This window comes from Mucilaginibacter aquatilis (assembly GCF_009755275.1).
Lineage (GTDB): Bacteria > Bacteroidota > Bacteroidia > Sphingobacteriales > Sphingobacteriaceae > Mucilaginibacter > Mucilaginibacter aquatilis.
Window position 1 is genome coordinate 205464 of record NZ_WQLA01000005.1, and the last position, 22741, is coordinate 228204.

The window sequence follows — 22741 nt, forward strand, 5'->3', positions numbered from 1 at the left end:
TTTTTATGTTTGTTAAACGTTAACAACTATTCAATAACGCTTACTTTAATCATGTTGGTTTTACCCTGAGCTGATATTGGCGTAGCAGCAGTGTTGATAACCACATCGCCTACTTCAACCAAATTCTCTGATTTAAGGATGTTGTTAACATCGGCAATGGTTTTATCAGTACTCTCTAATTCATCGTAATAGAAAGCCTTAACGCCCCATACAAGGCTCAAAGAATTAAGCAACTGCCTGTTTGACGTAAAGATGTAGGTACTGGCTTTAGGACGATGGCTTGAAATTTCAAAAGCAGTGTAACCCGAAAAAGTCATTGATACGATACCAACAGCGCCGGTATGCTCTGATAAATGCACTGCCGATTCGCAAACAGCATTGCTTAAACCATTAGCAGTTACGTTTTCCTCGTATACATCTTTAGTTTTATTGAACGGATAGCCAAGCTCTTCAACGTTACGAACAATTTTAGCCATTGTTTCGATAACAATAACCGGAAACTCGCCTACCGATGTTTCACCGCTAAGCATAACTGCATCAGCACCGTCTAGTACCGAGTTAGCTACGTCGTTCACCTCGGCACGGGTTGGGCGCGGGGTGGTAATCATGCTTTCCAGCATTTGGGTGGCTACAATTACCGGTTTTGAAGCTGCGCGACATTTGCTCGCAATCATTTTTTGCAATAACGGAACTTCTTCCATCGGCATTTCAACACCCAGGTCACCACGGGCAACCATTACGCCGTCGGTAGCTGCAATAATCTCGTCGATATTTTCGATAGCTTCAGGCTTCTCAATCTTAGCAATAACGCGTGAAGCTTTACCGTTTTCACGAATGATGCGTTTAAGATCAATAATGTCTTCGGCTTTACGAACGAAAGAAAGACCAATCCACTCTACATCATTTTGTAAAACAAACTGCAGGTTAACCAAATCTTCCTCGGTTAAGCTTGGGATTGATACTTTAGTGTTTGGCAGGTTTACACCTTTACGTGACGTTAAGATTCCACCGTGTACAACTTCGCATAAAACGTTATCTTTACGGTTGGTTTCAATAACACGCAACTGTAATTTTCCATCATCTAACAAAATAATTTCGTTAGCCTGTACATCCTGCGGGAAGGTTTCGTAAGTAATGTAAATGTTATTTTCGTCGCCAATACACTCATTGGTAGTCATATTGATATGCTTACCATTAATAAGATGAATACCGCCATCTTTAACCAGGCCTATGCGAATTTTAGGGCCTTGTAAATCGGCCAGCATAGCAATGTTGGTTTTGTATTGCTCGTTAATCTCGCGAATGAGATTAATGGTTTTTTGGTGATCTTCGGGCTTACCGTGCGAAAAATTAAGTCGGCAAACGTTTACACCCGCTTTCACCATAGCTAATAAAACATCTTTTTTTGCAGATGCCGGGCCCATGGTGGCCACAATCTTAGTTCGGTTATACGATAATTTCATATGTTGGTTTTATCTGGTCGTGTTAAATTAATGTTAGTGTGTAAATATTACACTTTTAAAACGCCGCTAAAATAACAGATTTTCCCGTGATTTTATCTTTTTAGGTTCAATCTTTACCGCGGCCATAATTTCTGGTATGCGGTTTAGCTGGCTTATTACATTATTAAGGTCAGTATCATCAATAAAATTCTTGATCATAAAAAAGTAGTCAACCTCGCGCATTTCGGGTATTAAGAGGCCATCAGAGCCTTTATTTGCAATAAAATAAAAATCAGTTTCGGTATTTTCCCAAACGTAATGGTAAATAGAAAACAGTGCCGGCTCGGTAATTCCCTGGTAAATATCAACGGCCAGGTCGGGTTGTTTTTTAAAATCGAAGTTGAGATATTTATTGATAAAGTGACAAACCCGGTAGTCTTTCAAAGGGGTGTTGATAGCAATCAGCACGAAGTCCAGTTCTATCTCAAACTTTAAAACCTTTTTTGTCAAAACTATATATTAAATATTTTGAGTTGCAAAACTACTAACTGAAACCGTTGCATTAAAATTTTGTTGTATCAAGTGCGAAGATTTTAGATTTGATATTTAACTAAATTTATTTTTCTTTGCACAGAATTTTTATTTAATCATTTAACATAGATTATTATGTCTGATATCGCTTCAAGAGTAAAAGCAATCATCGTGGAAAAATTAGGTGTTGACGAAAGTGAAGTTACACCTGAGGCTAGCTTCACCAACGATTTAGGTGCTGACTCATTAGACACCGTGGAATTAATCATGGAGTTTGAAAAAGAGTTTAACGTAGCTATTCCTGATGATCAGGCCGAAACTATCGGTACTGTAGGCCAAGCTATTGCTTACCTGGAAAAAAACGTTAAATAAGCACTCCTCAATAATATTTAATGGAGTTTAAACGAGTAGTTGTAACCGGACTTGGTGCGCTTACTCCGATAGGTAATTCGGTTTCAGAATACTGGAACGGATTAATTAACGGAGTAAGCGGCGCTGATTTTATCAAAAGTTTTGACGTAACGCATTTCAAAACAAAATTTGCGTGCGAGGTTAAAAATTTTGATGCCGACGCTTTTCTGGGCCGCAAAGATGCCCGTAAGCTCGATCCTTTTGTTCAGTACGCTTTATACTCCACCGAAGAGGCGGTTAAAGATGCAGCGTTAGATTTTGAAAAGCTGGATACCAACCGTATCGGTGTGATATGGGGCTCGGGTATTGGCGGTTTAAAAACATTTTTGGATGAAGTGGTAAACTTTGCCAAAGGTGACGGTACGCCGCGTTTTAACCCGTTCTTTATTCCTAAAATGATAGCTGATATTGCCCCAGGGCATATCTCTATCAAATATGGCTTACGCGGACCAAACTTTACCACAGTTTCGGCATGTGCTTCATCAAACAACTCATTGATAGATGCTTTTAACTACATCAGGTTAGGTAAAGCAAATATGTTTATCAGTGGTGGTTCTGAAGCTATCATTAACGAAGCTGGTATTGGTGGTTTTAATGCTATGCACGCTTTAAGTACACGTAATGAAGACCCGGCAACGGCATCAAGGCCGTTTGATCTCGACCGCGACGGTTTTGTTGCAGGTGAAGGCGCAGGTACCATTATACTTGAAGAGTTAGAGCATGCCAAAGCCCGCGGAGCTAAAATTTATGCCGAAATGATGGGCGGTGGCATGAGTGCCGACGCTTATCACATGACAGCTCCACACCCTGAGGGTATGGGCGCTGCCCTGGTAATGAAGGCAGCACTTGAAGATGCCGGCATGACACCTGCCGACATTGACTATGTAAATGTTCACGGTACATCAACCCCGATAGGCGACCCTCAGGAGGTTAAAGCTATACAAGACGCATACGGCGATGATGCCTTCCGCGTTAATATCAGCTCAACCAAATCCATGACCGGTCACTTATTAGGTGCAGCTGGTGCTGTTGAAGCAATTGCAGCTATTTTGGCTGTTAAAAATGACATTGTACCGCCAACTATTAACCATTTTACAGACGATCCGGCTTTTGATTCCCGTATAAACTTTACGTTTAACCAGGCTCAAAAGCGCGTAGTACGTGCTGCTCAAAGCAATGGTTTTGGCTTTGGAGGCCACAATGCATCAGTTATCTTCAAAAAATACGAAGAATAATAAAATCGTTTTACATGCCTGTAAGCCGCTTATATAAGCTATACTTATCTCCGCACCGTAAATACGTCAAAACTTTAAAGAATTTGCTCGGCTTTGTGCCGGGCAATTTGTCTTTATACCGTTTGGCTTTCAGGCATAAATCTGTAGCGCAAGCTGTAAAAAAAGGTGTTAAAAACAGTAACGAGCGTTTAGAGTTTTTGGGCGATGCCGTTTTGGGCAGCGTAGTGGCCGAGGTGCTTTTTAAAATGTACCCCTATCAAGACGAAGGCTTTTTAACAGAACTGCGCTCAAAAATTGTAAGCCGCAATAATCTTAACCAGCTTGCCCGTAAACTGGGCTTAGATGCGCTTATACAGTATGATAACCGCATGGTTAACTCAACCCGGCAGGGATCATTGCTGGGCGATGCCTTTGAAGCACTTATCGGCGCGGTTTATCTTGATAAAGGTTACGATTTTACCCGCGGTTTTCTCATCAACCGCATTATCAAAGCCCATATTGATATCCACACTCTTGAGCAAACCGAAACCAACTTTAAAAGCAAGTTGATTGAATGGTGCCAGCGTCACGGTAAGGATGTATTATTTGAACTCACCCTCAATCAGGATGGAGAAAGTAATAAGCTATTCACCATTCAGGTGAACATTGATGGCGAGATAATGGGCCTGGGTAAAGAATTTAGTAAAAAGAATGCCGAAAAACTGGCTGCTGAAAAAGCCTGTGAAGCTTTAGGTATTTGACATACCCTAGCCCAAACATCTCTCCAATTCTTCCCTTACATTGCATCTATTGTGCTGTACGGTAGCTTATGCCTTACATCTGAATATAGGCACAACATATTCGCGCCTTTTATTTAAAGCTGCATTGGATGATCAAATAAGTTTTCTTTAAGCATTAGGCTAAATAAAATCCTTATAAAAAGCAAAGCCCCCTGATGGGCAGGGGGACTTTTACTAACCAATTATAAACCTAAATTATGAGAAGAGCTGTTGGGGAAGGATTCGAACCTTCACAGAGTGGTTAGCCCGAAGGTTTCCCATTATCTCCGCCACCGGGACAAGGAGGTGTGTCTGCCAAAAATTTCACCACCCAACAGTATTATTTTATTAAAGAACAAGAGATATTTTTCCGTATCGCTTAATACAAAGTTAAGGGGCTTATCAATTTCTTGCAAATATTTCAATAAAATATTTGCATTTTTATTCAAATTTTAATTATCCTTGTGTATAAATATATTAATACGAATTTATGCCGCACAGAAAAGCCCAAAATTTAGAAATTGATAATTTAGATATTCAAATTCTGTCCATTCTTATGAAGAATGCAACCACTCCTTATACTGAAATTGCAAAAGATCTTATTGTATCGGGTGGCACTATACACGTACGTATGAAGAAACTTGAGGAAATGGGCGTTATTAAGGGTGCCAGCCTCGAAGTTAACCCTCAAAAGCTGGGTTTTGACGTTACTGCATTCTTAGGCATATACCTTGAAAAAGGCTCTCAATACCACGAAGCTGTTAAAAAGCTAAAAGAAATTAATGAAATTGTGGAGTTACATTACACCACAGGCGAGTGGAGTATTTTTGCAAAAATTGTTTGCCATGATACAAACCACCTGCGTGAGGTACTTAACGAAAACATTCAAAGCGTACCAGGTATTTCACGTACCGAAACGTTTATATCTCTCGAAGAATCAATTAAACGCCAGATTACATTAGAGTAATTTTGTTGCGGCCCTGATAAAGCAAATGCCCTGCTGTAAAATACAACAGGGCATTTGTTCAAACCTGGCAAAACAGCCTATTTAAACCTGGCTTTAAGTGCCGCCAGTTTACTTTGCATATCGGTTTCCGGTTCCTTTTTGTTGCGGTTTTGGTTGCTGTTGCCAGCCACAGGAGCTTGCTTGCGGTTAGCACCATTACCCGCTTTTTCTTCCCCTTTCATGCTAAGTGATATACGCTTACGGTTTACATCTACCTCAGTTACGGTTACCTCAACCTGCTGGTGTACTTTCAATACCTCATTAGGGTCTTTAATGTAACGGTTGGTAATCTGACTTAAATGCACCAACCCATCCTGATGAACACCAATATCAACAAAGGCACCAAAGGCCGTAATGTTGGTTATAATGCCAGGCAGTTTCATGCCAACTTTTAAATCGCTAATAGCATTAACACCTTCGGTAAAGCTAAACGCTTCGAACTTTTCGCGCGGGTCGCGGCCTGGTTTAGCCAGTTCGGCCATAATATCGTTCAGTGTAGGTAAGCCTACTTTATCTGATGTATATTTTTGCAGCGGGATGCTTTTACGCAACTTTTCATTAGTCATCAGGTCGCGAATGGTAGCGTTGCTATCTTTAGCCATTTGTTGCACTAACGTATACCGCTCCGGGTGAACACCGCTTGCTTCTAACGGATTTTCGGAGCCCTGAATACGCAAAAAGCCAGCTGCCTGCTCAAATGCTTTTTCTCCTAAACGGGGCACCTTTTTTAATTGTTCGCGGGTTTTAAATGCGCCGTTTTGATTTCGGTACTCCACAATGTTTTGGGCCAATTGAGGACCAAGGCCTGACACATATGCCAAAATTTGCTTTGAGGCAGTGTTAAGCTCTACCCCTACCGCATTTACACAACTAACTACGGTATCATCCAAAGATGTTTGCAGTTTGCTTTGGTCAACATCATGCTGGTATTGTCCTACTCCAATTGATTTTGGATCAATTTTAACCAATTCTGCCAGTGGGTCCATTAAACGACGACCAATCGATACCGCGCCGCGCACAGTAACATCCTTATCCGGGAATTCTTCACGAGCTACTTCTGATGCTGAGTAAATTGATGCGCCACTCTCGTTTACCATAACCATAGTTACGCCCGGCAGGTTAAGGTTGCGTACAAAAGTTTCGGTTTCTCTGCCAGCGGTACCATTGCCAATAGCAATAGCCTCAATCTTATAGGTCTCAAACAAGTGCTGAACAGTTTTTTCAGCTTCACGGGCTTGTCCTGCGCCGGTATGCGGAAAAATAGCTGTGTATTCTAAAAGCTTACCCTGCTCATCTAAGCAAACTACTTTACAACCGGTACGAAAGCCGGGGTCAATAGCCATAACACGCTTTTGACCCAGCGGTGCAGCAAGCAATAACTGGCGTGCATTTTCAGCAAATACCCTTATAGCTTCTTCATCTGCCTTTTTCTTAGTAATAAGGCGGGCCTCGGTTTCCATTGATGGTTTAAGCAATCGTTTATAACCATCGGCTATAGCCAACCTTATTTGGTCGCTTGATGAATTATTGGCCGTAACAAACGTACGGTCGAGCATGGCAATGGCATCGTCTTCAGGCGGTAAAATATCTAAATACAATATCTCTTCCTTTTCGCCGCGGCGCATAGCCAGTATACGGTGCGATGGTGCTGATTTAACAGCTTCCTTCCAATCAAAATAGTCTTTGTACTTAATACCCGCCTCTTCTTTACCCGGTGCCACTTTCGATTGAAACTCACCTCTCTCAATAAACAAATCGCGCATTTTGGCGCGCACCTCGGCATTTTCGCTAATGGTTTCGGCAATAATATCACGGGCGCCTGAAAGGGCTTCTTCAGGGCTGTTTACGCCTTTTTCTGCATCAACGTATTTATCAGCCTCTAACAAAAGGTCAACTTTATTTTGTATAAAAATAAGATCAGCCAAAGGTTGTAAGCCCTTTTCGCGGGCAGCAGTTGCACGCGTTTTACGTTTAGGGCGGTATGGCAAATACAAATCCTCTAATGCTACCATGGTTTCGGCAGCATCAATTTGTTCTTGTAACTCCGGCGTTAGTTTGCCCATATCGTTAAGCGATTTCAGAATAGCTTCGCGGCGTTTATCTAAGTCTCTTAGTTGTTGTATTCTATCGCGTATGGCGGTAATCTGTACTTCGTCAAGGCTGCCGGTAAGCTCCTTGCGGTATCTTGAAATAAAGGGAACGGTGGCGCCCTCATCTAACAAGCTTACCGTAGCGGTAACTTGTTTTGAAGCTACGGATAGCTCCTGGGCAATTTTTAAATGATGATCTATCATGTATCACTATGCTTTTTCGGGATTGCGAAATTGAGGATATTTTGGCAAATATGAAAGCCAACAATGCTCCCTGAAGGGGGAGAACAAGTTAACATTTGGTATCTTGCGCCATAACTTTGGATTTCCCTTCAGGAGGGTTAAGAATACTATATGGATGCACACCAAATGCGGTTGTTTGAATTTAAGCTGGAGGAGATATATAACCGTACTGAATGGCTACAGTATGAATTGCCTTTGCAAAAATTTATAGCCTTATTCCCGATTGAGTATAAGGACGACATGCCTCAACGCCCTGAAATGCCCGAGGAACCTGATTTGGACCGTGACACCAAGCTGGCTATTTTGGTTGCCTTTCGTGAGGCTTTCAGTTAAGATTTTTTTTGAGCTTTTTCGTGCTTGGTTACTGCTATAACCATGGCACCAAGTAAAGTAGTGAAGCAAACAACGCCTAATATAGCCAAAGCAACCCGCCAGTTTTGATGCAGTAACATCCCTTTATAAATACTGCGAACGCCTACTACAATCATTCCTCCTATGATTATAAAAGGCACTATTAGTTTTTGCCGCATGGTTAAGTTACTCTTCATAATCTTAAATATAAGCTGCATTTAGTGTAAAAGCAAAACATGGGCTTAAATTGCATAATCAGCCTTATAAAATGTCGCAAACACACCGCTTAACTAGGGAAGCAAGCAGGCATATTTGTATTAAACAATTACAACTATGGAAAAGCTAACGTTCAATGTTACCATTAATGAATCGCGCCAGCAGGTTTGGAAAACTTTATGGAGCAATGAAACTTACCCGCAATGGACAGCTGCGTTTTGTGAAGGCTCGCACGCAGTTACAAACTGGAGGGAAGGCAGTAAGGTATTGTTTCTCGATCAGCAGCAGAATGGAATGGTATCAGTAATAGCCAAACGAATTGAGCCCGAATTTATGTCGTTTAAACATTTAGGCGAGGTAAAAGAAGGTATTGAAGACACGGAAAGCGAAGCTGTGAAGGCCTGGGCTGGCGCACATGAAAATTATACATTAAAGGAGGTTAACGGCAAAACTGAACTTATTATAGAGCTGGAAGGCGATGGCCTCCCCGACGAATTCAAAACATTCTTTGTAAACACGTGGCCTGCGGCGTTAAACCTATTAAAACAAGTTGCAGAGAAAAATCCGGCTGAATAATTAATATTGTAAAACCACAGCAGTGGCATCCAATATTAAGCACATGCGTAAAAGTATTCTATCTGGTTTGATTGTATTACTAAGCGTCGGCGCATTTGCGCAAGACGACCGGGGTTATAAAATATATCAGTTTCCGGCCAATATGATACCAAGGATAGATGGAAAGACTGACGACTGGGATAGTTTTCCTAAAGAGTATATTGTTGGTACAGACCAGCTTTGGGATGATTCTAAACATTATCCTTCAATCGATCCTAAAAACCTGGACGTCAAAGTACGTGTTGCATGGGTTAAAGGACTAAACCGGCTATACTTTTTGTACGAGGCTTATGATAACTACTGGGATTTTAGCCGGCCCGATTTGCATAACGACACGTTTGAGATAGTGGTAGACGGTGACCTATCGGGCGGGCCGCTTATTACCGACTGGCATCCAAACCAAAGCCTTAACCCATGGGACATTTACTTTTCATACCATGGTGTGCATGCTCAAAACTACCACATTTTTACCCCGGCTGTAGGTAAAGACTGGGCACTTGCCTGGGGAAGCCAACCTTGGATCAAAAACCTGCCTTATTCAAACATTGCTTATTCATATAATTTTAAACCAGGCCAGCCAGGCAAACTGATTGCCGAATTTTGGATAACTCCGTTTGATTATGCCGGCGCCGAAGGTCCGCAAAGAGCTGTTGAGTCGGTATTGAGCGATAACAAGAAAATTGGCCTTACTTGGGCCGTTATTGATTATGACGATGTTAACGATGAATCAAAAAAAGGCTTCTGGAACCTATCTAAAAATCATAAAATGTATGGCAATACTAGTTTGGGTACTGTATTTACCCTTATGCCATTAGATGCTAAATATCAAAAAGCCATTGATGCCCGTTGGTCATTCATTATTACAGATATGAATAAACGCTCAGTAACTTTTAAGGACGAAAGCATTGGTAAAATAGCCTCATGGAAATGGGACTTTGGCGATGGCACCTTCTCTACCGAACAAAGCCCGGTACATCAATACAAAAACGCCGGTAAGTACATTGTGGTGCTTAATATTGATGGGCCTGCAGGCAGCTCGCGTATGTCAAAAGTGTGGGACGTAGCCGTTAAATAAACTGTTGATAAAATACGGAAGTTAGGTTTGCGCTTTTTATTTACGCAATGCGGCAACTTCTTTTACCGTTACAGCAGGTGCTTTATTGCCAAAATTATTGCGTACATAAGTAAGTACATCGGCAATTTGCTGGTTGGTAAGATGCGTAAATGCGGGCATAATATTTTTGTACTCCTCCCCGTCTATCTCAACACCCTGCATACCTTTCAACAAAATGTTCACCAACTTATCACTGCTGCCCAGTACATAAGATGTTTTAATAAGCGGTGCATTCATTCCGGGTATACCACCACCATCAACCTGATGGCATGAAAGGCAGTTTGCAGCGTACACTGCCTGACCGCGTTGTACAGAACCTTTTAAAGCTGCTGCAACTGCGGGTTTGGCGTTGCTTGCAGGCTTTTTACTTTGCGCTTTTAACACACTAAAACAGCCAACTAACAGGAACACAAGTAAAATATATTTTATTTCCATTGAAATAGTCATTTTATAAAGAACTACTAATTTAATTCAATTTTAGATGAGTTTGAACGCGCGAATGCAACTTTTGCAAGGCAATCATCATATTCTACAAAATCCATAGACTTAATTTTAAATGTTTGTTTACTTTGTACACTACTAGTAAACAATGAAAAAATTACATTTCTTAATATATCTGATTTTATGCGCACTTTCAGTTTCAGCGCAAACAAATTTTAAAACGGGCATTTGGCGGGGCGCTATCAAATCAGCAACCGGTGAGGTGCCATTTAATTTTGAAGTTGCCCAGGAGGCCGGCAAAAAGGTAATGTACATTATAAACGCGTCTGAACGCTTTAAAGTAAATAACATTCAAACCAAGGCCGATTCGCTTTTTATACGTATGCCTTTGTTCGATTCGGAGTTTCGCCTTAAACAGGAGGGAAATCAACTTAGCGGCCAATTCATCAAACACCTTGGAGAAAGAGATGCCGCAACACCATTTAATGCCCAGTACGGGCAAAAGTGGCGCTTTTCTGAGAAACCGGAAGCACCGGTATATAATGTGAGTGGCAGATGGCGTGCAATTTTTGGCGATGGTGCCGAACGAGATACTACAGTAGGAGAGTTTAACCAAACCGGCAACCGCGTTACAGGCACCTTTTTGACCACCACCGGCGACTACCGCTACCTGGAAGGCACGGTAAGTGGCAATAAGCTATACTTATCGTGCTTTGACGGCGGGCATGCTTTTCTTTTTAAGGCTGATATAGCAAGTGACAAAACTATCACAAACGGCACCTTTGGCCGTACGCCATGGACGGCCGTTAGAGATGTAAAGGCAAAACTACCCGATGCCTACTCTCTTACGGCATTGAAGCCGGGTTATAAAGAAATAGATTTTTCATTTCCTGATGTAAACGGCCAAAAAGTATCACTTTCAGGTGCCCGGTTTAAAAATAAGGTTGTAATAATACAAATAATGGGTTCATGGTGCCCAAACTGTATGGACGAAACCGCTTACCTTGTTAATTACTATAAAAAGTATCAAAGCAAGGGTGTTGAAGTTTTGGGATTAGCTTATGAAAGGACTACCGACTTCGAAAAATCTAAAAAAGCTGTGTTGCAGGAACGACAACATCTTGGCGTACCGTATCCGTTGCTTATTACGGGCTTTACCAGCAATAAAAAAGAGGCAGCCAAAAGCCTACCTATGCTTAATAACGTAATGGCTTTTCCAACCACTATTATTATTGATAAAAAGGGCGAAGTTCGAAAAATTTATACGGGGTTTAGCGGCCCCGGAACAGGCAGCTATTATACTGAATTTGTTAACGAATTTGAGCGCCTTACTGATGCTTTGCTGGCAGAGAAGTAAGGAAGTAATTATCCTGCTACCATAGGAAATACTTTTATATTTGCTGTGCTTAAGTGGACTGTTCCATTTGGCAGTATAAACAGCCACAGCGTACTTACAACTCATTAATATGGCCGAAAAGCTTTTAATACTCAACAAGCAGCAAATACAGCAAAGAATTGACCGTATTGCTTACCAAATTCTTGAAGACAACTTTGAAGAACAGGAAATTGTAATTGCGGGTATACTTACGCAAGGCAGTGTAATTGCCAAACGCATTAAGGCAGTGCTCGAAAATATAGCTCCCTTTAAATGCACAATGATCAATATTGAAATTGATAAAAATGCCAGCCACCTTGAGGCCAACCTTGATGCTGATATAAATATATGCGCTAATAAGGTGGTTATTTTAGTTGATGATGTGCTTAACAGCGGAAAAACGCTTGCTTACGGTTTTGGGGTGTTTTTAGATGTTCCGCTTAAAAAACTACGTACCGTTGTACTGGTTGATCGTAATCATAAAAGCTTCCCGGTAAGTACCGACTTTTCGGGGATGGCGCTTTCAACTGTAATTAAGCAGCACGTATATGTTTCATTAACCGAAACCGGCGATGAAGATGCCGTGTATTTAGGATAACTTTAAAATAACAAAGGCTGCCTTTTATTAAGGGCAGCCTTTGTTATTTATATGCTTTTTATACGGTATTAGTTACCTGCCTGTTTAGCTTCTTGTTTTAATTGATCGTTTGCTACAATCACAATCTCCACACGACGGTTTTGAGCACGACCCGCTTCGGTACTGTTATCTGCAATAGGCTCATTAAAACCTTTACCCGAAGTAGTTAAGCGCGATCCGCTTACACCATGTGAACTGATATAAGACTTAACTGATTCGGCGCGGCGTACTGAAAGATCCTGGTTAAGCTCGGCACTACCGGTATTGTCGGTATGGCCAACAATTAAAATATTGGTTTGCGGATTGTTGGTTAATGAAGTGGCCAGGTTGCTCAAGTTTGTTTGAGCTGCTGACTTTAACGCAGTTTTATTAACATCGAATAATATACCCGAATCAAATTTCACCAATATACCCTCGCCTTGGCGTTCAACAGTGGCGCCTGGTACTGTTTGTTTAATTTCGGCTGCTTGCCTGTCCATTTTACGGCCAATAAATGCACCTGCTGTACCACCTACGGCACCACCTATAATAGCGCCCAATGCGGTGTTACCAGCACTTTTACCTATAATTGCACCAATTGTGCCACCTGCGCCGGCACCAATAGCAGCACCTTTTTGAGTTTTGGTTAACGAGTTACAACCCGAACCAATTAAGCTGACAGTAGCTAAACCTACAGCCACTATAGCTGTTTTGAATTTTATGGTTTTCATTTTTTGATGTATGTAAAATTATTGTGCCTCAAGATTACAAATCTCTTGCCAAAGTGTTTAAGAATTTTGCTTTATTAACTCGGCTGTCAGTGTTTGACACTCTTGAATTAAAAAGTTTAATTTGTAAACAAAACAAGCTGCTAAGCAGGTGTTTGCTTAGTGTACTTAATTTGGTGTAATTGAACTAAAATACAAGCGCATAAGTGTAACAAAAGCATCCTTATTCAACTTCAAACACACGATAACAAATAATTAAGCTATATTGATTTAAAAAATACCCCACGCTATTTTGAATGATTTAACACCCGGACAGAGAGCCTGGCACGTGTTCAAAAAAAACAGGGCGGCCATGGCCGGTTTGCTATTAATTGCATTAGCCTTTTTTACCGCGGTGTTTGCCTACATGCTTATGCCAGATGACTCGCCCAATGCCAACAGCATGTCGCTACCGTTAAGTCTGAAAAAACCGGGGGCAAGCTTTAAGGTGTTGCTTATACCCAATCAAGACAAGCAAGAACGCCCTGGCGTTTTATCCGCTTTTTTTTCGGGAAAACCCCTGGTGTATAGACAAGTTCCTATCACCTCCTATCAAATAAAAGCTGATTCGGTTATTGTTGATGAGTATGTAAGCAGTGAAGACAAGCCCGAGCGCAGGGCATTCGCATTAAGTACTTTCAGCAAACCTGCGTTAACAACCAATAAAAGTAGCTTCGCTAATCAATTCATTGAAAATAAAACGTTTTGGCTCGGCAGCGATATTTACGGCCGCGATTTATTGAGCAGAGTAATTTTAGGCACACGTATATCCTTAGCTGTTGGTATTATGGCTGTGTTGATTAGTTTGGTGGTTGGTGTTACCATTGGCGCCGTTGCCGGGTATTACGGGGGTAAAACCGATGCAGTGCTAAGCTGGGTAATGAATATTCTATGGTCGTTGCCGGCATTGCTGCTGGTTATTGCGTTGTCATTTGCGCTGGGCAAAGGCCTTTGGCAAATATTTATTGCCGTAGGACTATCAATGTGGGTTGAAGCGGCGCGTTTGGTACGCGGGCAGGTAATAAGCTTAAAACAAGCGGAATATATTGAGGCAGCCCGTGCTTTAGGTTATACTAACTCGCGCATAATTACCAGGCACATTTTACCTAACATGGCCGGACCGGTAATGGTTATTGCAGCATCAAATTTTGCATCGGCAATACTGCTAGAAGCCGGGTTGAGCTTTTTAGGTTTTGGCGCTCAACCACCGGTACCAACTTGGGGAGGAATGATCAGAGAACATTACGGTTATATAATTATGGATGCCGCCTACCTGGCTATTATACCTGGTTTGGCTATAATGATAATGGTGTATGCGTTTAACCTGGTAACTACCGGTTTGCGCGATGCTTTTGATATAAAATCGCAAAACGTTAGGTTATAAAAATATTTTTCTAATTTAGAACGTCTACAGAACTACAAATGCACAATATCGACGAAGGCTCGGGCGAAGATGAGTTAATTAAGCTGCTCCTGAAAAGGCAGTGGGAATTAAACTCTTTACTGGAGGTAACACAAGCCATTAATAAAAATACGGCGGCACCTGTGTTACTGCAAATGCTGGAAGTGATTTTAAAAAATTACCTGCAGGTTGGCAAGCTGCGTTTTTTAATCGAGAAGCAGGGAAGCTATGTTTGCGTTTCTAAATATGGTGGTGAGTTTGAGGGCGTATCGGTGCTACATAAGGCGTGCAGCCTGCTCAAAAAGGTTAAAACGCCTACCGCTCTAAACGGCTATACCGATGCTGTTTTGAGTAATTACAATTACTTTATTCCCATTTACCACAAAAACAGGCCGTTGGCTTATGCTCTCATAGGAGATTTTACCCTATCGGGTGAAATGATGAGCAATGACCTTAACTTTATGCAAACGCTAATCAACGTTATTGTGGTTGCGCTCGAAAACAAAAAACTATTTCGGGAGCGGTTACAGGCAGAGCGTTTTCAGCGGGAAATGGAATTAGCCGTTGAGGTGCAAAACATGCTCATACCGGTTAAAATACATAAAGATCATGCCGTTGAAGCCAGCGCCAAATATTTACCGCATCAGGATATTGGGGGAGATTACTTTGACTTTTTCAGACTTAATAAGGAGGAGTTCCTCTGGTGTATAGCCGACGTATCTGGCAAAGGAATATCGGCCGCTTTACTTATGGCAAACTTTCAGGCCAGTTTGCGCGCCTGGGCTACCGTAGAGGACGATTTATCAACAGTAGTTAAAAAGCTTAACCAAATTGTTATTTTAAATACCAAAGGCGAGCGTTTTATCACACTCTTTGTTGCCAAGTACAATGAGCGTACCCGCAAGCTTTGCTACGTAAACGCCGGGCACAACCCAACCATTTTATTTAACGGTAACGCCACACAATTGCTAAAAACCGGCACTACAATGATTGGTGTTTTTGATGAACTGCCTTTCCTCAATTTAGGAGAAGTAACCATTGACCCGGGCAGTATGATATTTAATTACACCGACGGACTGATGGATTACGAACTAGAGCAGGACATGCGCTGGAACGAGGGTAAGCTGCTAAGTTACATTAGTGAAAACGGGCACCTCGCCCCCGATAAATTCAATCAAAATCTAATGGACTATCTTGGCCGGATAATTAAAGGCAAACGCATTGATGATATTACCTTATTAACATTGCGCATTAGTTAATCGTAATATAACATACCTGTTTAAAAGAATTCTTAGCAATCAATTTGCGTTCCCTTCCTCATGCTTTCCAGTAAAATCAGCTAATTTCATTCCCAAAAACTTGTTTACCTGTTGCTTTTTCAAGAAATTTGAAGGTTTAATATGGTAGCAGTCATACCATAATAATCACAAAATCGTTAAAGCGGTAATGGCTAAAGTCAAAAGACCACCGGTTATTAAAGTAAAACTTCCTGCACCCGAAAGGGTAGCTTTATTAGCGCGTTATCAGCATGATTTTATTGAGGCCGGTTGCGACGAAGCCGGCAGAGGCTGTTTGGCCGGTCCGGTGTTTGCGGCTGCGGTAATACTTCCTGCTGATTTTGAACATAGCCTGCTCAATGATTCTAAGCAAATGTGTGAGGCTGACAGGTATTTGCTACGTACCGAAATTGAACAAAAAGCGCTGGCATTTGCTGTGGCATCGGTAAGCAACACTGAAATTGATGAAATCAACATTCTCAATGCATCCTTTTTAGCTATGCACCGGGCTATTGATGCGCTGCACATCCGCCCTGAATTTTTAATTATTGACGGCAACCGTTTTAACAAATATGAAGGCATACCTCACCAATGTGTTATACAGGGCGACGGCAAGTACTTCAGTATTGCGGCAGCATCAGTATTAGCCAAAACTTACCGCGATGATTACATGATGCAACTGGCACTTGAACATCCTGAGTATGACTGGCACACTAACAAGGGCTATCCAACCATTAAACACCGCAATACAGTTTTGCAGCTTGGGTTTACTCCACATCACAGGCGTACTTTTAATGTCACAAATCCGCAACTAAGCATTTTTTAATTTTGAGAACCAACACGGGGTTGATACATTTGCTAATAACCAATTAGCCCTCGTGAAAATACTTATAGTTACACACCTTACTCCGTTTCCGCAAAACAGCGGATATCCTATTGTGGTAGGTAACACCATTAAGGGGCTAATCAGCTCGGGACATGAGGTTTCTTTATTTTCACTCAATCCTAAAAAAAACAAGGTTTATAATAATAATCACACGGCCGAACAAGCTGTACCTTCAAGTTATTATGCTCATGATGTTGATACCAGTGTATCGGCAAGTCATGCTTTTTTAAGCTTGTTTACAGGCAAACTGTACACAGTTGAGCGTTTTTACGATGCCGATTTTGAGCGTAAGCTTGTGCAGGATATTAAGCAAAGCAATTACGATATCATTCAGTTTGAAGGACTGTTTGTTACGCCTTACTTATCTGCTATACGTAAACATACCAAAGCAAAGCTAATTTACAGGGCCCACCATATTGAGTATTTGGTTTGGGAGCGAATGGCCCGGCAAAAAAGCGATCCTTTTAAAAGGTTTTACCTTGGGTTGAATGCACGCCGCATTAAGGCGTTTGAAGTAAAGCAGTTTGCCTTGTTTGATGCTGTAACCGTATTCACCAACCAGGATAAAGAGACTGTTCAACAGCATTGCAGCAGTAATTTACCGGTTGAAATTGTACCGGTGGGGCTTGATTTGAGCAGATATAAGCCTAATCATAAATATACCCGCTTCCCCAGCCTGTTTTTTTTAGGTGCAATGGATTGGCTGCCTAACCGCGAAGGCATTGAGTGGTTTCTAGAGAATTTTTCCAACGACCTGACCGAAGGTGACCTTAAAGCACCCTTTTACGTTGCCGGGAACGACATACCTGAGCGATTTGACGATTATGAGCGCGTTGGCAAGATATTTATACACGGTGAAGTTGATGATGCCTTAGAGTTTGTAAACAGCAAAGCAGTAATGATTGTGCCGCTACTATCGGGCGGGGGCATGCGCGTAAAAATAGTTGAAGGCATGGCTATGCAAAAATGCATTATATCTACCTCGCTTGGCGCCGAAGGAATTAATTACTCACATGGCGAAAATATTTTAATTGCTAATACTCCGCAAGAATTTAAACGAGCAATAAAGCGCTGCATTCAGGATGAGCATTTTTGCCGGCGTATTGGGCTTAGCGCCCGCAAACTGGTAGAGCAGCAACATGATACGCTTAAGATTAATAATCGCCTTACCGACTTCTACGAGCAAATGCTAAATGGCTGATTACAGGCTTTTTTTAGTACTTTTGCCGCCATAAATACTATTACTGTTTTTTCATGAAAAATACCGCTTTAACCGATGTACATATTCGCGAGGGTGCCAAAATGGTTCCTTTTGCCGGTTACAACATGCCCGTACAATATGCAGGCATAAACGCTGAACATGAAACCGTGCGGAAAGCCGTAGGTGTTTTTGATGTAAGCCACATGGGCGAGTTTATTTTAAAAGGTGACAAAGCGCTTGATTTAATACAACAAGTAACCAGCAACGATGCCTCAAAGTTATATGATGGCAAAGTGCAGTACTCTTGCCTTCCCAATGAAAACGGTGGCATAGTTGACGATTTACTGGTTTACCGTATTGATGAGAAAACTTACATGCTGGTAGTAAACGCCTCAAATATTGAGAAAGACTGGAACTGGATAAGCAAATTCAACATTTATGGTGTTGATATGAAAGATATATCAGACCGTACCTCATTGCTGGCTATACAAGGCCCTAAGGCAACCGAGGCTTTACAAAGCCTTACCGATATTGACCTGGGATCAATGGAATACTATACCTTTAAAAAAGGAAAATTTGCGGGTGTTGAGAATGTATTGGTTTCGGCAACCGGTTACACGGGTGCAGGCGGCTTTGAAATATATTTTGATAACGAGCACGCCGAAGAGATATGGAACGCTGTTTTTAAAGCAGGTGAGCCTTATGGTATTAAGCCTATTGGCTTAGGCGCACGTGATACGCTGCGTCTTGAAATGGGCTTTTGTCTTTACGGAAATGACATCGACGATACCACATCGCCTTTAGAAGCCGGTTTAGGATGGATTACCAAGTTTAGCAAGCCGTTTACCAACTCAGAGGCGTTACAACAGCAAAAACAACAAGGTATCAATAAAAAATTGGTTGGCTTTGAAATGACTGAACGCGGCATTCCACGCCATGATTATGAAATTGTGGATGCAGAGGGTAACAGCATTGGCCGGGTTACATCGGGCACGCAATCGCCATCATTACAAAAAGCAATTGGCTTGGGTTATATTGATCAATCTTTAGCTAAAGAAGGCAGCGAGGTTTACATTAAAATTCGTGATAATAAAGTAAAAGCAAAGGTTGTGAAGTTACCTTTCATTAAATAAGCTTTAACCCTTAAAGACAAAAAGCGGCCTTGTACTAATTGCAAGGTCGCTTTTGTTTATATACGCTTAAGCAATTTCTATTGCCTGCCACGCTACCCGTTTAAAAGGCTATAGCTATCCTTTGTAGTCGGCATCAAATTCTATAATCCATTCAATACCGTACTTGTCTCTGAACATTCCGGCGTAGGTTCCCCAGGGGCTATCGTCAATAGGCCCCTCCACGTCTCCGCCTGCAGAAAGGCCGTTGAATATATTTTCTGCCTCTTGGCGGCTTTCGGCATTCACATGTATTTTAGAACGGTTCTCACTTTCGCTTACACTCCCTAAAACACCAGGAACATCGTTAGCAATTAACACATTATTTTTTCCCAAGGGCAAGCCAATGTACATTATCTTGTCTGCCTCGTCTTCTGCTACCCGGTAATCGGGGCCCGACAAATCTTTAAAACGCACGACTTTGGTAAACTCGCCACCAAAAACTGATTGGTAAAAAGCAAATGCTTCTTCGGCATTACCATTAAAATTTATCCAGGGATTAATTGCTCTCATGGTTTATTGGTTTTTATAATTTGTGATAGAGCACCAATTTAATCATTAAGGCGGCATATACACAATAAAAAAACGGCGCTGTCACCAGCGCCGTTTTCTATATCAAGTCTTACTTGCTCAGGTACATCGATTTCTCTTTGTACAGGTGGCGGAAGTAAGGGTCTTCCAGGTTAGGGATAAAACGGATGGCTTCGCCGGTCGATTTCATCTCAGGGCCAAGCTCCTTGTTTACCTCAGGGAATTTATCAAAAGAGAATACCGGTTCTTTAATGGCGTAGCCTTTGGGTTTGCGCTCAATGGTAAAGTCGGTAAGTTTGTTTACGCCCATCATTACCTTGGCGGCAATGTTAATGTAAGGCACATCATAAGCCTTTGCAATAAACGGAACCGTACGCGATGCACGCGGGTTGGCCTCAATTACGTAAACCTTATCGTTTTTAATGGCAAACTGAATATTCAGTAATCCTCTTACGTTAAGCGCTTTAGCAATTTTCTTTGAGTACTCTTCCATCTGCTGTAACACAGTTTCGCTCAGGTCAAACGGTGGAAGCACGGCATATGAGTCGCCCGAGTGGATACCGGCAGGTTCGATATGCTCCATCATACCAACAATGTGTACGTTCTCGCCGTCGCATATAGAGTCAGACTCGGCCTCGGCAGCACGGTCAAGGAAGTGGTCAATCAACACGCGGTTGCCCGGTAGTGCTTTTAACAAATTAACTACGGCACGTTCAAGGTCTTCATCGTTAATTACAATGCTCATACCCTGCCCACCTAATACGTAACTTGGACGTACCAGTACCGGGTAACCTACTTTGTGGGCAACTTCCAAAGCCTCTTCGGCAGTTTCTGCTACGCCATATAATGGGTACGGAATATCAAGGTCCTTTAGCAAATCAGAGAAACGGCCGCGGTCTTCGGCAATATCCATGTCATTGTAAGAGGTACCAATGATTTTGATGCCATGCTCATGCAGTTTTTCTGCCATTTTAAGGGCAGTTTGACCACCAAGCTGAACAATCACACCTTCAGGTTTTTCCAGGTCGATAATCTCGCGCACATGCTCCCAAAATACCGGTTCAAAGTACAGCTTATCAGCCATGTTAAAGTCGGTAGATACAGTCTCTGGGTTACAGTTAATCATGATTGCTTCATAACCCGACTCTTTAGCAGCCAGTAAACCGTGCACACAGCTGTAATCAAACTCTATACCTTGCCCAATGCGGTTTGGACCTGAGCCCAATACAATGATCTTTTTCCTGTCTGACGGGATAGATTCGTTTTCGCCCTCGTAAGTAGAGTAGTAGTATGGTGTTTGTGCCTGAAACTCAGCAGCACAGGTGTCAACCATTTTATAAACCCGGTTAATGCCCAGTGCTTTGCGGCGCTGGTAAACATCTTCTTCGGTGGTGTTAGCACCCAGTATCCAGGCTATCTGCACGTCCGAGAAACCTTTTTGCTTAACGGTCAGGAATATATCTTCAGGAATATTGTTGACAGAGTAACGACGTAATTCGTTCTCCAGGTTAACAATCTCTTGTATCTGGTTCAGGAACCAGCGGTCAATCTTGGTTACTTTGCGTACCGATTCAATTGGCACACCCAGGCTTAGGGCATCATAAACGTGGAACAACCTGTCCCAGCTTGGATGCTCCAGGCTGTGCATAATTTCATCAAGGTTGCGGCTCTGGCGACCATCGGCACCTAAACCCGCACGACCAATCTCCAAGCTCTGACAAGCTTTCTGCAAAGCCTCAATAAAGCTGCGGCCAATACCCATTACCTCACCTACCGATTTCATTTGCAGGCCCAACTCCCTGTTGGCACCTTTAAATTTATCAAAGTTCCAGCGAGGAATTTTTACGATAACGTAATCCAGCGTTGGTTCGAAGTAAGCTGAAGTGGTTTTGGTAATTTGGTTTTCTACCTCATCAAGGTTATATCCTATAGCCAGCTTGGCAGCAATTTTAGCAATTGGGTAACCGGTTGCTTTTGATGCCAGGGCCGATGAACGCGATACACGTGGGTTAATCTCGATAGCGATGATTTCCTCGTTAGCCGGGTTAACCGAAAATTGCACGTTACAGCCACCTGCAAAGTTACCAATGGCGCGCATCATTTTGATGGCCTGGTTACGCATTTCCTGGTAGCAGCGGTCGCTCAGGGTCATGGCCGGGGCCACGGTAATCGAGTCGCCGGTGTGGATGCCCATCGGGTCAAAGTTCTCAATAGAACAGATGATGATTACGTTATCGCGGTTATCGCGCAGTAACTCCAGCTCATATTCTTTCCAGCCTAATACGGCTTGCTCTACCAATACCTCATGGGTTGGTGATGCCTGTAAGCCGCGACTTAATGCTGCGTCAAAATCTTCTTTTTTATGTACAAAGCCTGCACCTTTACCACCCAGCGTGTAGCTTGGGCGTATAACCAGCGGAAAGCCGATCTCTTGCGCGCCTTCTTTACCTTCTAAAAACGAGTTGGCAATTTTTGATTTTGCCACACCCACGCCAATCTCAACCATCAGCTGGCGGAAAGCTTCGCGGTTCTCGGTTTTTTCAATGGCGGCAACATCTACACCAACCACTTTAACACCATATTTTTCCCAAATACCGCGTTCCGAAGCTTCGATACAAAGGTTTAATGCAGTTTGGCCACCCATGGTAGGCAGTACGGCATCAATCTTTTGCTCGGTTAAAATTTGCTCGATGCTTTCGCAGGTAAGCGGCAACAGGTAAACATGGTCGGCAATAACCTTATCGGTCATGATGGTAGCCGGGTTGCTGTTGATAATAGAAACGGTAATTCCTTCGTCTTTTAGCGAAAGAGCGGCTTGTGAACCGGCGTAGTCAAACTCGCAGGCCTGACCGATAATGATTGGACCAGAGCCAATGATCAGTACCGATTTAATGGAGGTATCTTTGGGCATAGCAGTATTTAGCAGTTTTATGTTTAGTTCATAGTTGATGGACCATGGTTCATAGCACTTTAGCTATTTACTATGAACTATCAGCCATTAACCATGAGCTTCTAATTCTATGCGCTGAGGATGTCAAAACCCGACTTCAGCATCGGGATGCAA

Annotated in this window: 22 protein-coding genes and 1 tRNA gene; 14 read left to right on the top strand and 9 right to left on the bottom strand. The window is 42.2% G+C overall.

Features of this window, described 5'->3' with window-relative positions:
- Nucleotides 1-26 precede the first annotated feature (26 nt).
- Together pyk and GO816_RS13560 are read right to left on the bottom strand one after the other, a co-directional pair.
- Nucleotides 27-1463, bottom strand: coding sequence for a pyruvate kinase (gene pyk / locus GO816_RS13555; protein WP_157542475.1), 1437 nt, complete (start codon nucleotides 1461-1463; stop codon nucleotides 27-29).
- A gap of 66 nt (nucleotides 1464-1529) precedes the next feature.
- The gene (locus tag GO816_RS13560; protein WP_157542476.1) at nucleotides 1530-1952 is read right to left on the bottom strand and encodes an IPExxxVDY family protein; all 423 of its coding nucleotides are present in this window, start codon (nucleotides 1950-1952) and stop codon (nucleotides 1530-1532) included.
- A gap of 156 nt (nucleotides 1953-2108) precedes the next feature.
- Between GO816_RS13560 and GO816_RS13565 the strand changes: the two genes are divergently transcribed.
- The 3 genes from GO816_RS13565 to rnc are packed head-to-tail and all read left to right on the top strand — an operon-like array spanning nucleotide 2109 to nucleotide 4359.
- Nucleotides 2109-2345, top strand: a complete 237-nt coding sequence (locus tag GO816_RS13565) for an acyl carrier protein (RefSeq protein WP_008508386.1) — start codon at nucleotides 2109-2111, stop codon at nucleotides 2343-2345.
- Between the two features lie 20 nt (nucleotides 2346-2365).
- Nucleotides 2366-3619 (top strand): beta-ketoacyl-ACP synthase II, encoded by a 1254-nt coding sequence (gene fabF, locus GO816_RS13570; protein WP_157542477.1) that lies wholly within the window; start codon nucleotides 2366-2368, stop codon nucleotides 3617-3619.
- A gap of 14 nt (nucleotides 3620-3633) precedes the next feature.
- Complete coding sequence (rnc, locus tag GO816_RS13575; RefSeq protein WP_157542478.1) at nucleotides 3634-4359, top strand: ribonuclease III; 726 nt, start codon at nucleotides 3634-3636, stop codon at nucleotides 4357-4359.
- Nucleotides 4360-4605: 246 nt separating this feature from the next.
- On the opposite strand, the gene GO816_RS13580 is transcribed toward rnc, so the two are convergent.
- A tRNA-Asp gene (locus GO816_RS13580) sits at nucleotides 4606-4714 on the bottom strand.
- A gap of 153 nt (nucleotides 4715-4867) precedes the next feature.
- Here GO816_RS13580 and GO816_RS13585 point away from each other — a divergent pair.
- Nucleotides 4868-5344, top strand: coding sequence for an Lrp/AsnC ligand binding domain-containing protein (locus GO816_RS13585; protein ID WP_157542479.1), 477 nt, complete (start codon nucleotides 4868-4870; stop codon nucleotides 5342-5344).
- 77 nt (nucleotides 5345-5421) lie between these two features.
- On the opposite strand, the gene GO816_RS13590 is transcribed toward GO816_RS13585, so the two are convergent.
- Nucleotides 5422-7677, bottom strand: a complete 2256-nt coding sequence (locus GO816_RS13590; RefSeq protein WP_157542480.1) for a Tex family protein — start codon at nucleotides 7675-7677, stop codon at nucleotides 5422-5424.
- A 150-nt stretch (nucleotides 7678-7827) separates the two neighbouring features.
- On the opposite strand from GO816_RS13590, the gene GO816_RS13595 reads away from it, so the two are divergent.
- Nucleotides 7828-8049, top strand: coding sequence for a hypothetical protein (locus GO816_RS13595; protein WP_157542481.1), 222 nt, complete (start codon nucleotides 7828-7830; stop codon nucleotides 8047-8049).
- On the opposite strand, the gene GO816_RS13600 is transcribed toward GO816_RS13595, so the two are convergent.
- Entirely contained in the window at nucleotides 8046-8264 is a 219-nt protein-coding gene (locus tag GO816_RS13600; protein WP_157542482.1) for a hypothetical protein, read from the bottom strand. The genes GO816_RS13595 and GO816_RS13600 overlap by 4 nt on opposite strands.
- Before the next feature lie 136 nt (nucleotides 8265-8400).
- Here GO816_RS13600 and GO816_RS13605 point away from each other — a divergent pair, with 136 nt between their 5' ends.
- Together GO816_RS13605 and GO816_RS13610 are read left to right on the top strand one after the other, a co-directional pair.
- Nucleotides 8401-8859, top strand: a complete 459-nt coding sequence (locus GO816_RS13605; protein ID WP_157542483.1) for an SRPBCC family protein — start codon at nucleotides 8401-8403, stop codon at nucleotides 8857-8859.
- Between the two features lie 43 nt (nucleotides 8860-8902).
- Complete coding sequence (locus GO816_RS13610; protein ID WP_157542484.1) at nucleotides 8903-9973, top strand: PKD domain-containing protein; 1071 nt, start codon at nucleotides 8903-8905, stop codon at nucleotides 9971-9973.
- Between the two features lie 36 nt (nucleotides 9974-10009).
- On the opposite strand, the gene GO816_RS13615 is transcribed toward GO816_RS13610, so the two are convergent.
- On the bottom strand, nucleotides 10010-10447 hold the full coding sequence (locus GO816_RS13615; protein ID WP_157542485.1) for a c-type cytochrome: 438 nt from the start codon (nucleotides 10445-10447) through the stop codon (nucleotides 10010-10012).
- A gap of 154 nt (nucleotides 10448-10601) precedes the next feature.
- Here GO816_RS13615 and GO816_RS13620 point away from each other — a divergent pair, with 154 nt between their 5' ends.
- On the top strand, nucleotides 10602-11810 hold the full coding sequence (locus GO816_RS13620; RefSeq protein WP_157542486.1) for a peroxiredoxin family protein: 1209 nt from the start codon (nucleotides 10602-10604) through the stop codon (nucleotides 11808-11810).
- 109 nt (nucleotides 11811-11919) lie between these two features.
- Nucleotides 11920-12426 (top strand): phosphoribosyltransferase family protein, encoded by a 507-nt coding sequence (locus tag GO816_RS13625; protein WP_157542487.1) that lies wholly within the window; start codon nucleotides 11920-11922, stop codon nucleotides 12424-12426.
- Between the two features lie 68 nt (nucleotides 12427-12494).
- Here the strand turns inward: GO816_RS13625 and GO816_RS13630 are convergent, their stop codons facing one another.
- Nucleotides 12495-13175 carry an OmpA family protein gene (locus GO816_RS13630; RefSeq protein ID WP_157542488.1) on the bottom strand — a complete coding sequence of 227 codons (681 nt, stop codon included), beginning with the start codon at nucleotides 13173-13175 and terminating at the stop codon, nucleotides 12495-12497.
- A 289-nt stretch (nucleotides 13176-13464) separates the two neighbouring features.
- On the opposite strand from GO816_RS13630, the gene GO816_RS13635 reads away from it, so the two are divergent.
- The 5 genes from GO816_RS13635 (at nucleotide 13465) to gcvT (ending at nucleotide 19110) form a co-directional block, all read left to right on the top strand.
- Nucleotides 13465-14595, top strand: a complete 1131-nt coding sequence (locus GO816_RS13635) for an ABC transporter permease (protein ID WP_232336574.1) — start codon at nucleotides 13465-13467, stop codon at nucleotides 14593-14595.
- A gap of 38 nt (nucleotides 14596-14633) precedes the next feature.
- Nucleotides 14634-15872: a PP2C family protein-serine/threonine phosphatase gene (locus GO816_RS13640; protein ID WP_157542489.1), complete on the top strand. Its 1239-nt coding sequence runs from the start codon at nucleotides 14634-14636 to the stop codon at nucleotides 15870-15872.
- A 187-nt stretch (nucleotides 15873-16059) separates the two neighbouring features.
- Nucleotides 16060-16716, top strand: coding sequence for a ribonuclease HII (locus GO816_RS13645; RefSeq protein ID WP_157542490.1), 657 nt, complete (start codon nucleotides 16060-16062; stop codon nucleotides 16714-16716).
- Nucleotides 16717-16768: 52 nt separating this feature from the next.
- Complete coding sequence (locus tag GO816_RS18980) at nucleotides 16769-17977, top strand: glycosyltransferase family 4 protein (RefSeq protein WP_157542491.1); 1209 nt, start codon at nucleotides 16769-16771, stop codon at nucleotides 17975-17977.
- Nucleotides 17978-18030: 53 nt separating this feature from the next.
- Nucleotides 18031-19110, top strand: coding sequence for a glycine cleavage system aminomethyltransferase GcvT (gcvT, locus tag GO816_RS13655; protein WP_157542492.1), 1080 nt, complete (start codon nucleotides 18031-18033; stop codon nucleotides 19108-19110).
- Between the two features lie 114 nt (nucleotides 19111-19224).
- Here the strand turns inward: gcvT and GO816_RS13660 are convergent, their stop codons facing one another.
- Together GO816_RS13660 and carB are read right to left on the bottom strand one after the other, a co-directional pair.
- Nucleotides 19225-19659 (bottom strand): VOC family protein, encoded by a 435-nt coding sequence (locus GO816_RS13660; RefSeq protein ID WP_157542493.1) that lies wholly within the window; start codon nucleotides 19657-19659, stop codon nucleotides 19225-19227.
- A 109-nt stretch (nucleotides 19660-19768) separates the two neighbouring features.
- Nucleotides 19769-22588 (bottom strand): carbamoyl-phosphate synthase large subunit, encoded by a 2820-nt coding sequence (gene carB, locus GO816_RS13665; RefSeq protein WP_157542494.1) that lies wholly within the window; start codon nucleotides 22586-22588, stop codon nucleotides 19769-19771.
- Nucleotides 22589-22741: the final 153 nt, after the last annotated feature.

Coding starts and splice junctions, on each gene's coding strand:
- pyk (WP_157542475.1), bottom strand. CDS start 1,463: ATGAAATTATCGTATAACCGAACTAAGATTGTGGCCACCATGGGCCCG.
- GO816_RS13565 (WP_008508386.1), top strand. CDS start 2,109: ATGTCTGATATCGCTTCAAGAGTAAAAGCAATCATCGTGGAAAAATTA.
- fabF (WP_157542477.1), top strand. CDS start 2,366: ATGGAGTTTAAACGAGTAGTTGTAACCGGACTTGGTGCGCTTACTCCG.
- rnc (WP_157542478.1), top strand. CDS start 3,634: ATGCCTGTAAGCCGCTTATATAAGCTATACTTATCTCCGCACCGTAAA.
- GO816_RS13585 (WP_157542479.1), top strand. CDS start 4,868: ATGCCGCACAGAAAAGCCCAAAATTTAGAAATTGATAATTTAGATATT.
- GO816_RS13590 (WP_157542480.1), bottom strand. CDS start 7,677: ATGATAGATCATCATTTAAAAATTGCCCAGGAGCTATCCGTAGCTTCA.
- GO816_RS13595 (WP_157542481.1), top strand. CDS start 7,828: ATGGATGCACACCAAATGCGGTTGTTTGAATTTAAGCTGGAGGAGATA.
- GO816_RS13600 (WP_157542482.1), bottom strand. CDS start 8,264: ATGAAGAGTAACTTAACCATGCGGCAAAAACTAATAGTGCCTTTTATA.
- GO816_RS13605 (WP_157542483.1), top strand. CDS start 8,401: ATGGAAAAGCTAACGTTCAATGTTACCATTAATGAATCGCGCCAGCAG.
- GO816_RS13610 (WP_157542484.1), top strand. CDS start 8,903: ATGCGTAAAAGTATTCTATCTGGTTTGATTGTATTACTAAGCGTCGGC.
- GO816_RS13615 (WP_157542485.1), bottom strand. CDS start 10,447: ATGGAAATAAAATATATTTTACTTGTGTTCCTGTTAGTTGGCTGTTTT.
- GO816_RS13620 (WP_157542486.1), top strand. CDS start 10,602: ATGAAAAAATTACATTTCTTAATATATCTGATTTTATGCGCACTTTCA.
- GO816_RS13625 (WP_157542487.1), top strand. CDS start 11,920: ATGGCCGAAAAGCTTTTAATACTCAACAAGCAGCAAATACAGCAAAGA.
- GO816_RS13630 (WP_157542488.1), bottom strand. CDS start 13,175: ATGAAAACCATAAAATTCAAAACAGCTATAGTGGCTGTAGGTTTAGCT.
- GO816_RS13640 (WP_157542489.1), top strand. CDS start 14,634: ATGCACAATATCGACGAAGGCTCGGGCGAAGATGAGTTAATTAAGCTG.
- GO816_RS13645 (WP_157542490.1), top strand. CDS start 16,060: ATGGCTAAAGTCAAAAGACCACCGGTTATTAAAGTAAAACTTCCTGCA.
- gcvT (WP_157542492.1), top strand. CDS start 18,031: ATGAAAAATACCGCTTTAACCGATGTACATATTCGCGAGGGTGCCAAA.
- GO816_RS13660 (WP_157542493.1), bottom strand. CDS start 19,659: ATGAGAGCAATTAATCCCTGGATAAATTTTAATGGTAATGCCGAAGAA.
- carB (WP_157542494.1), bottom strand. CDS start 22,588: ATGCCCAAAGATACCTCCATTAAATCGGTACTGATCATTGGCTCTGGT.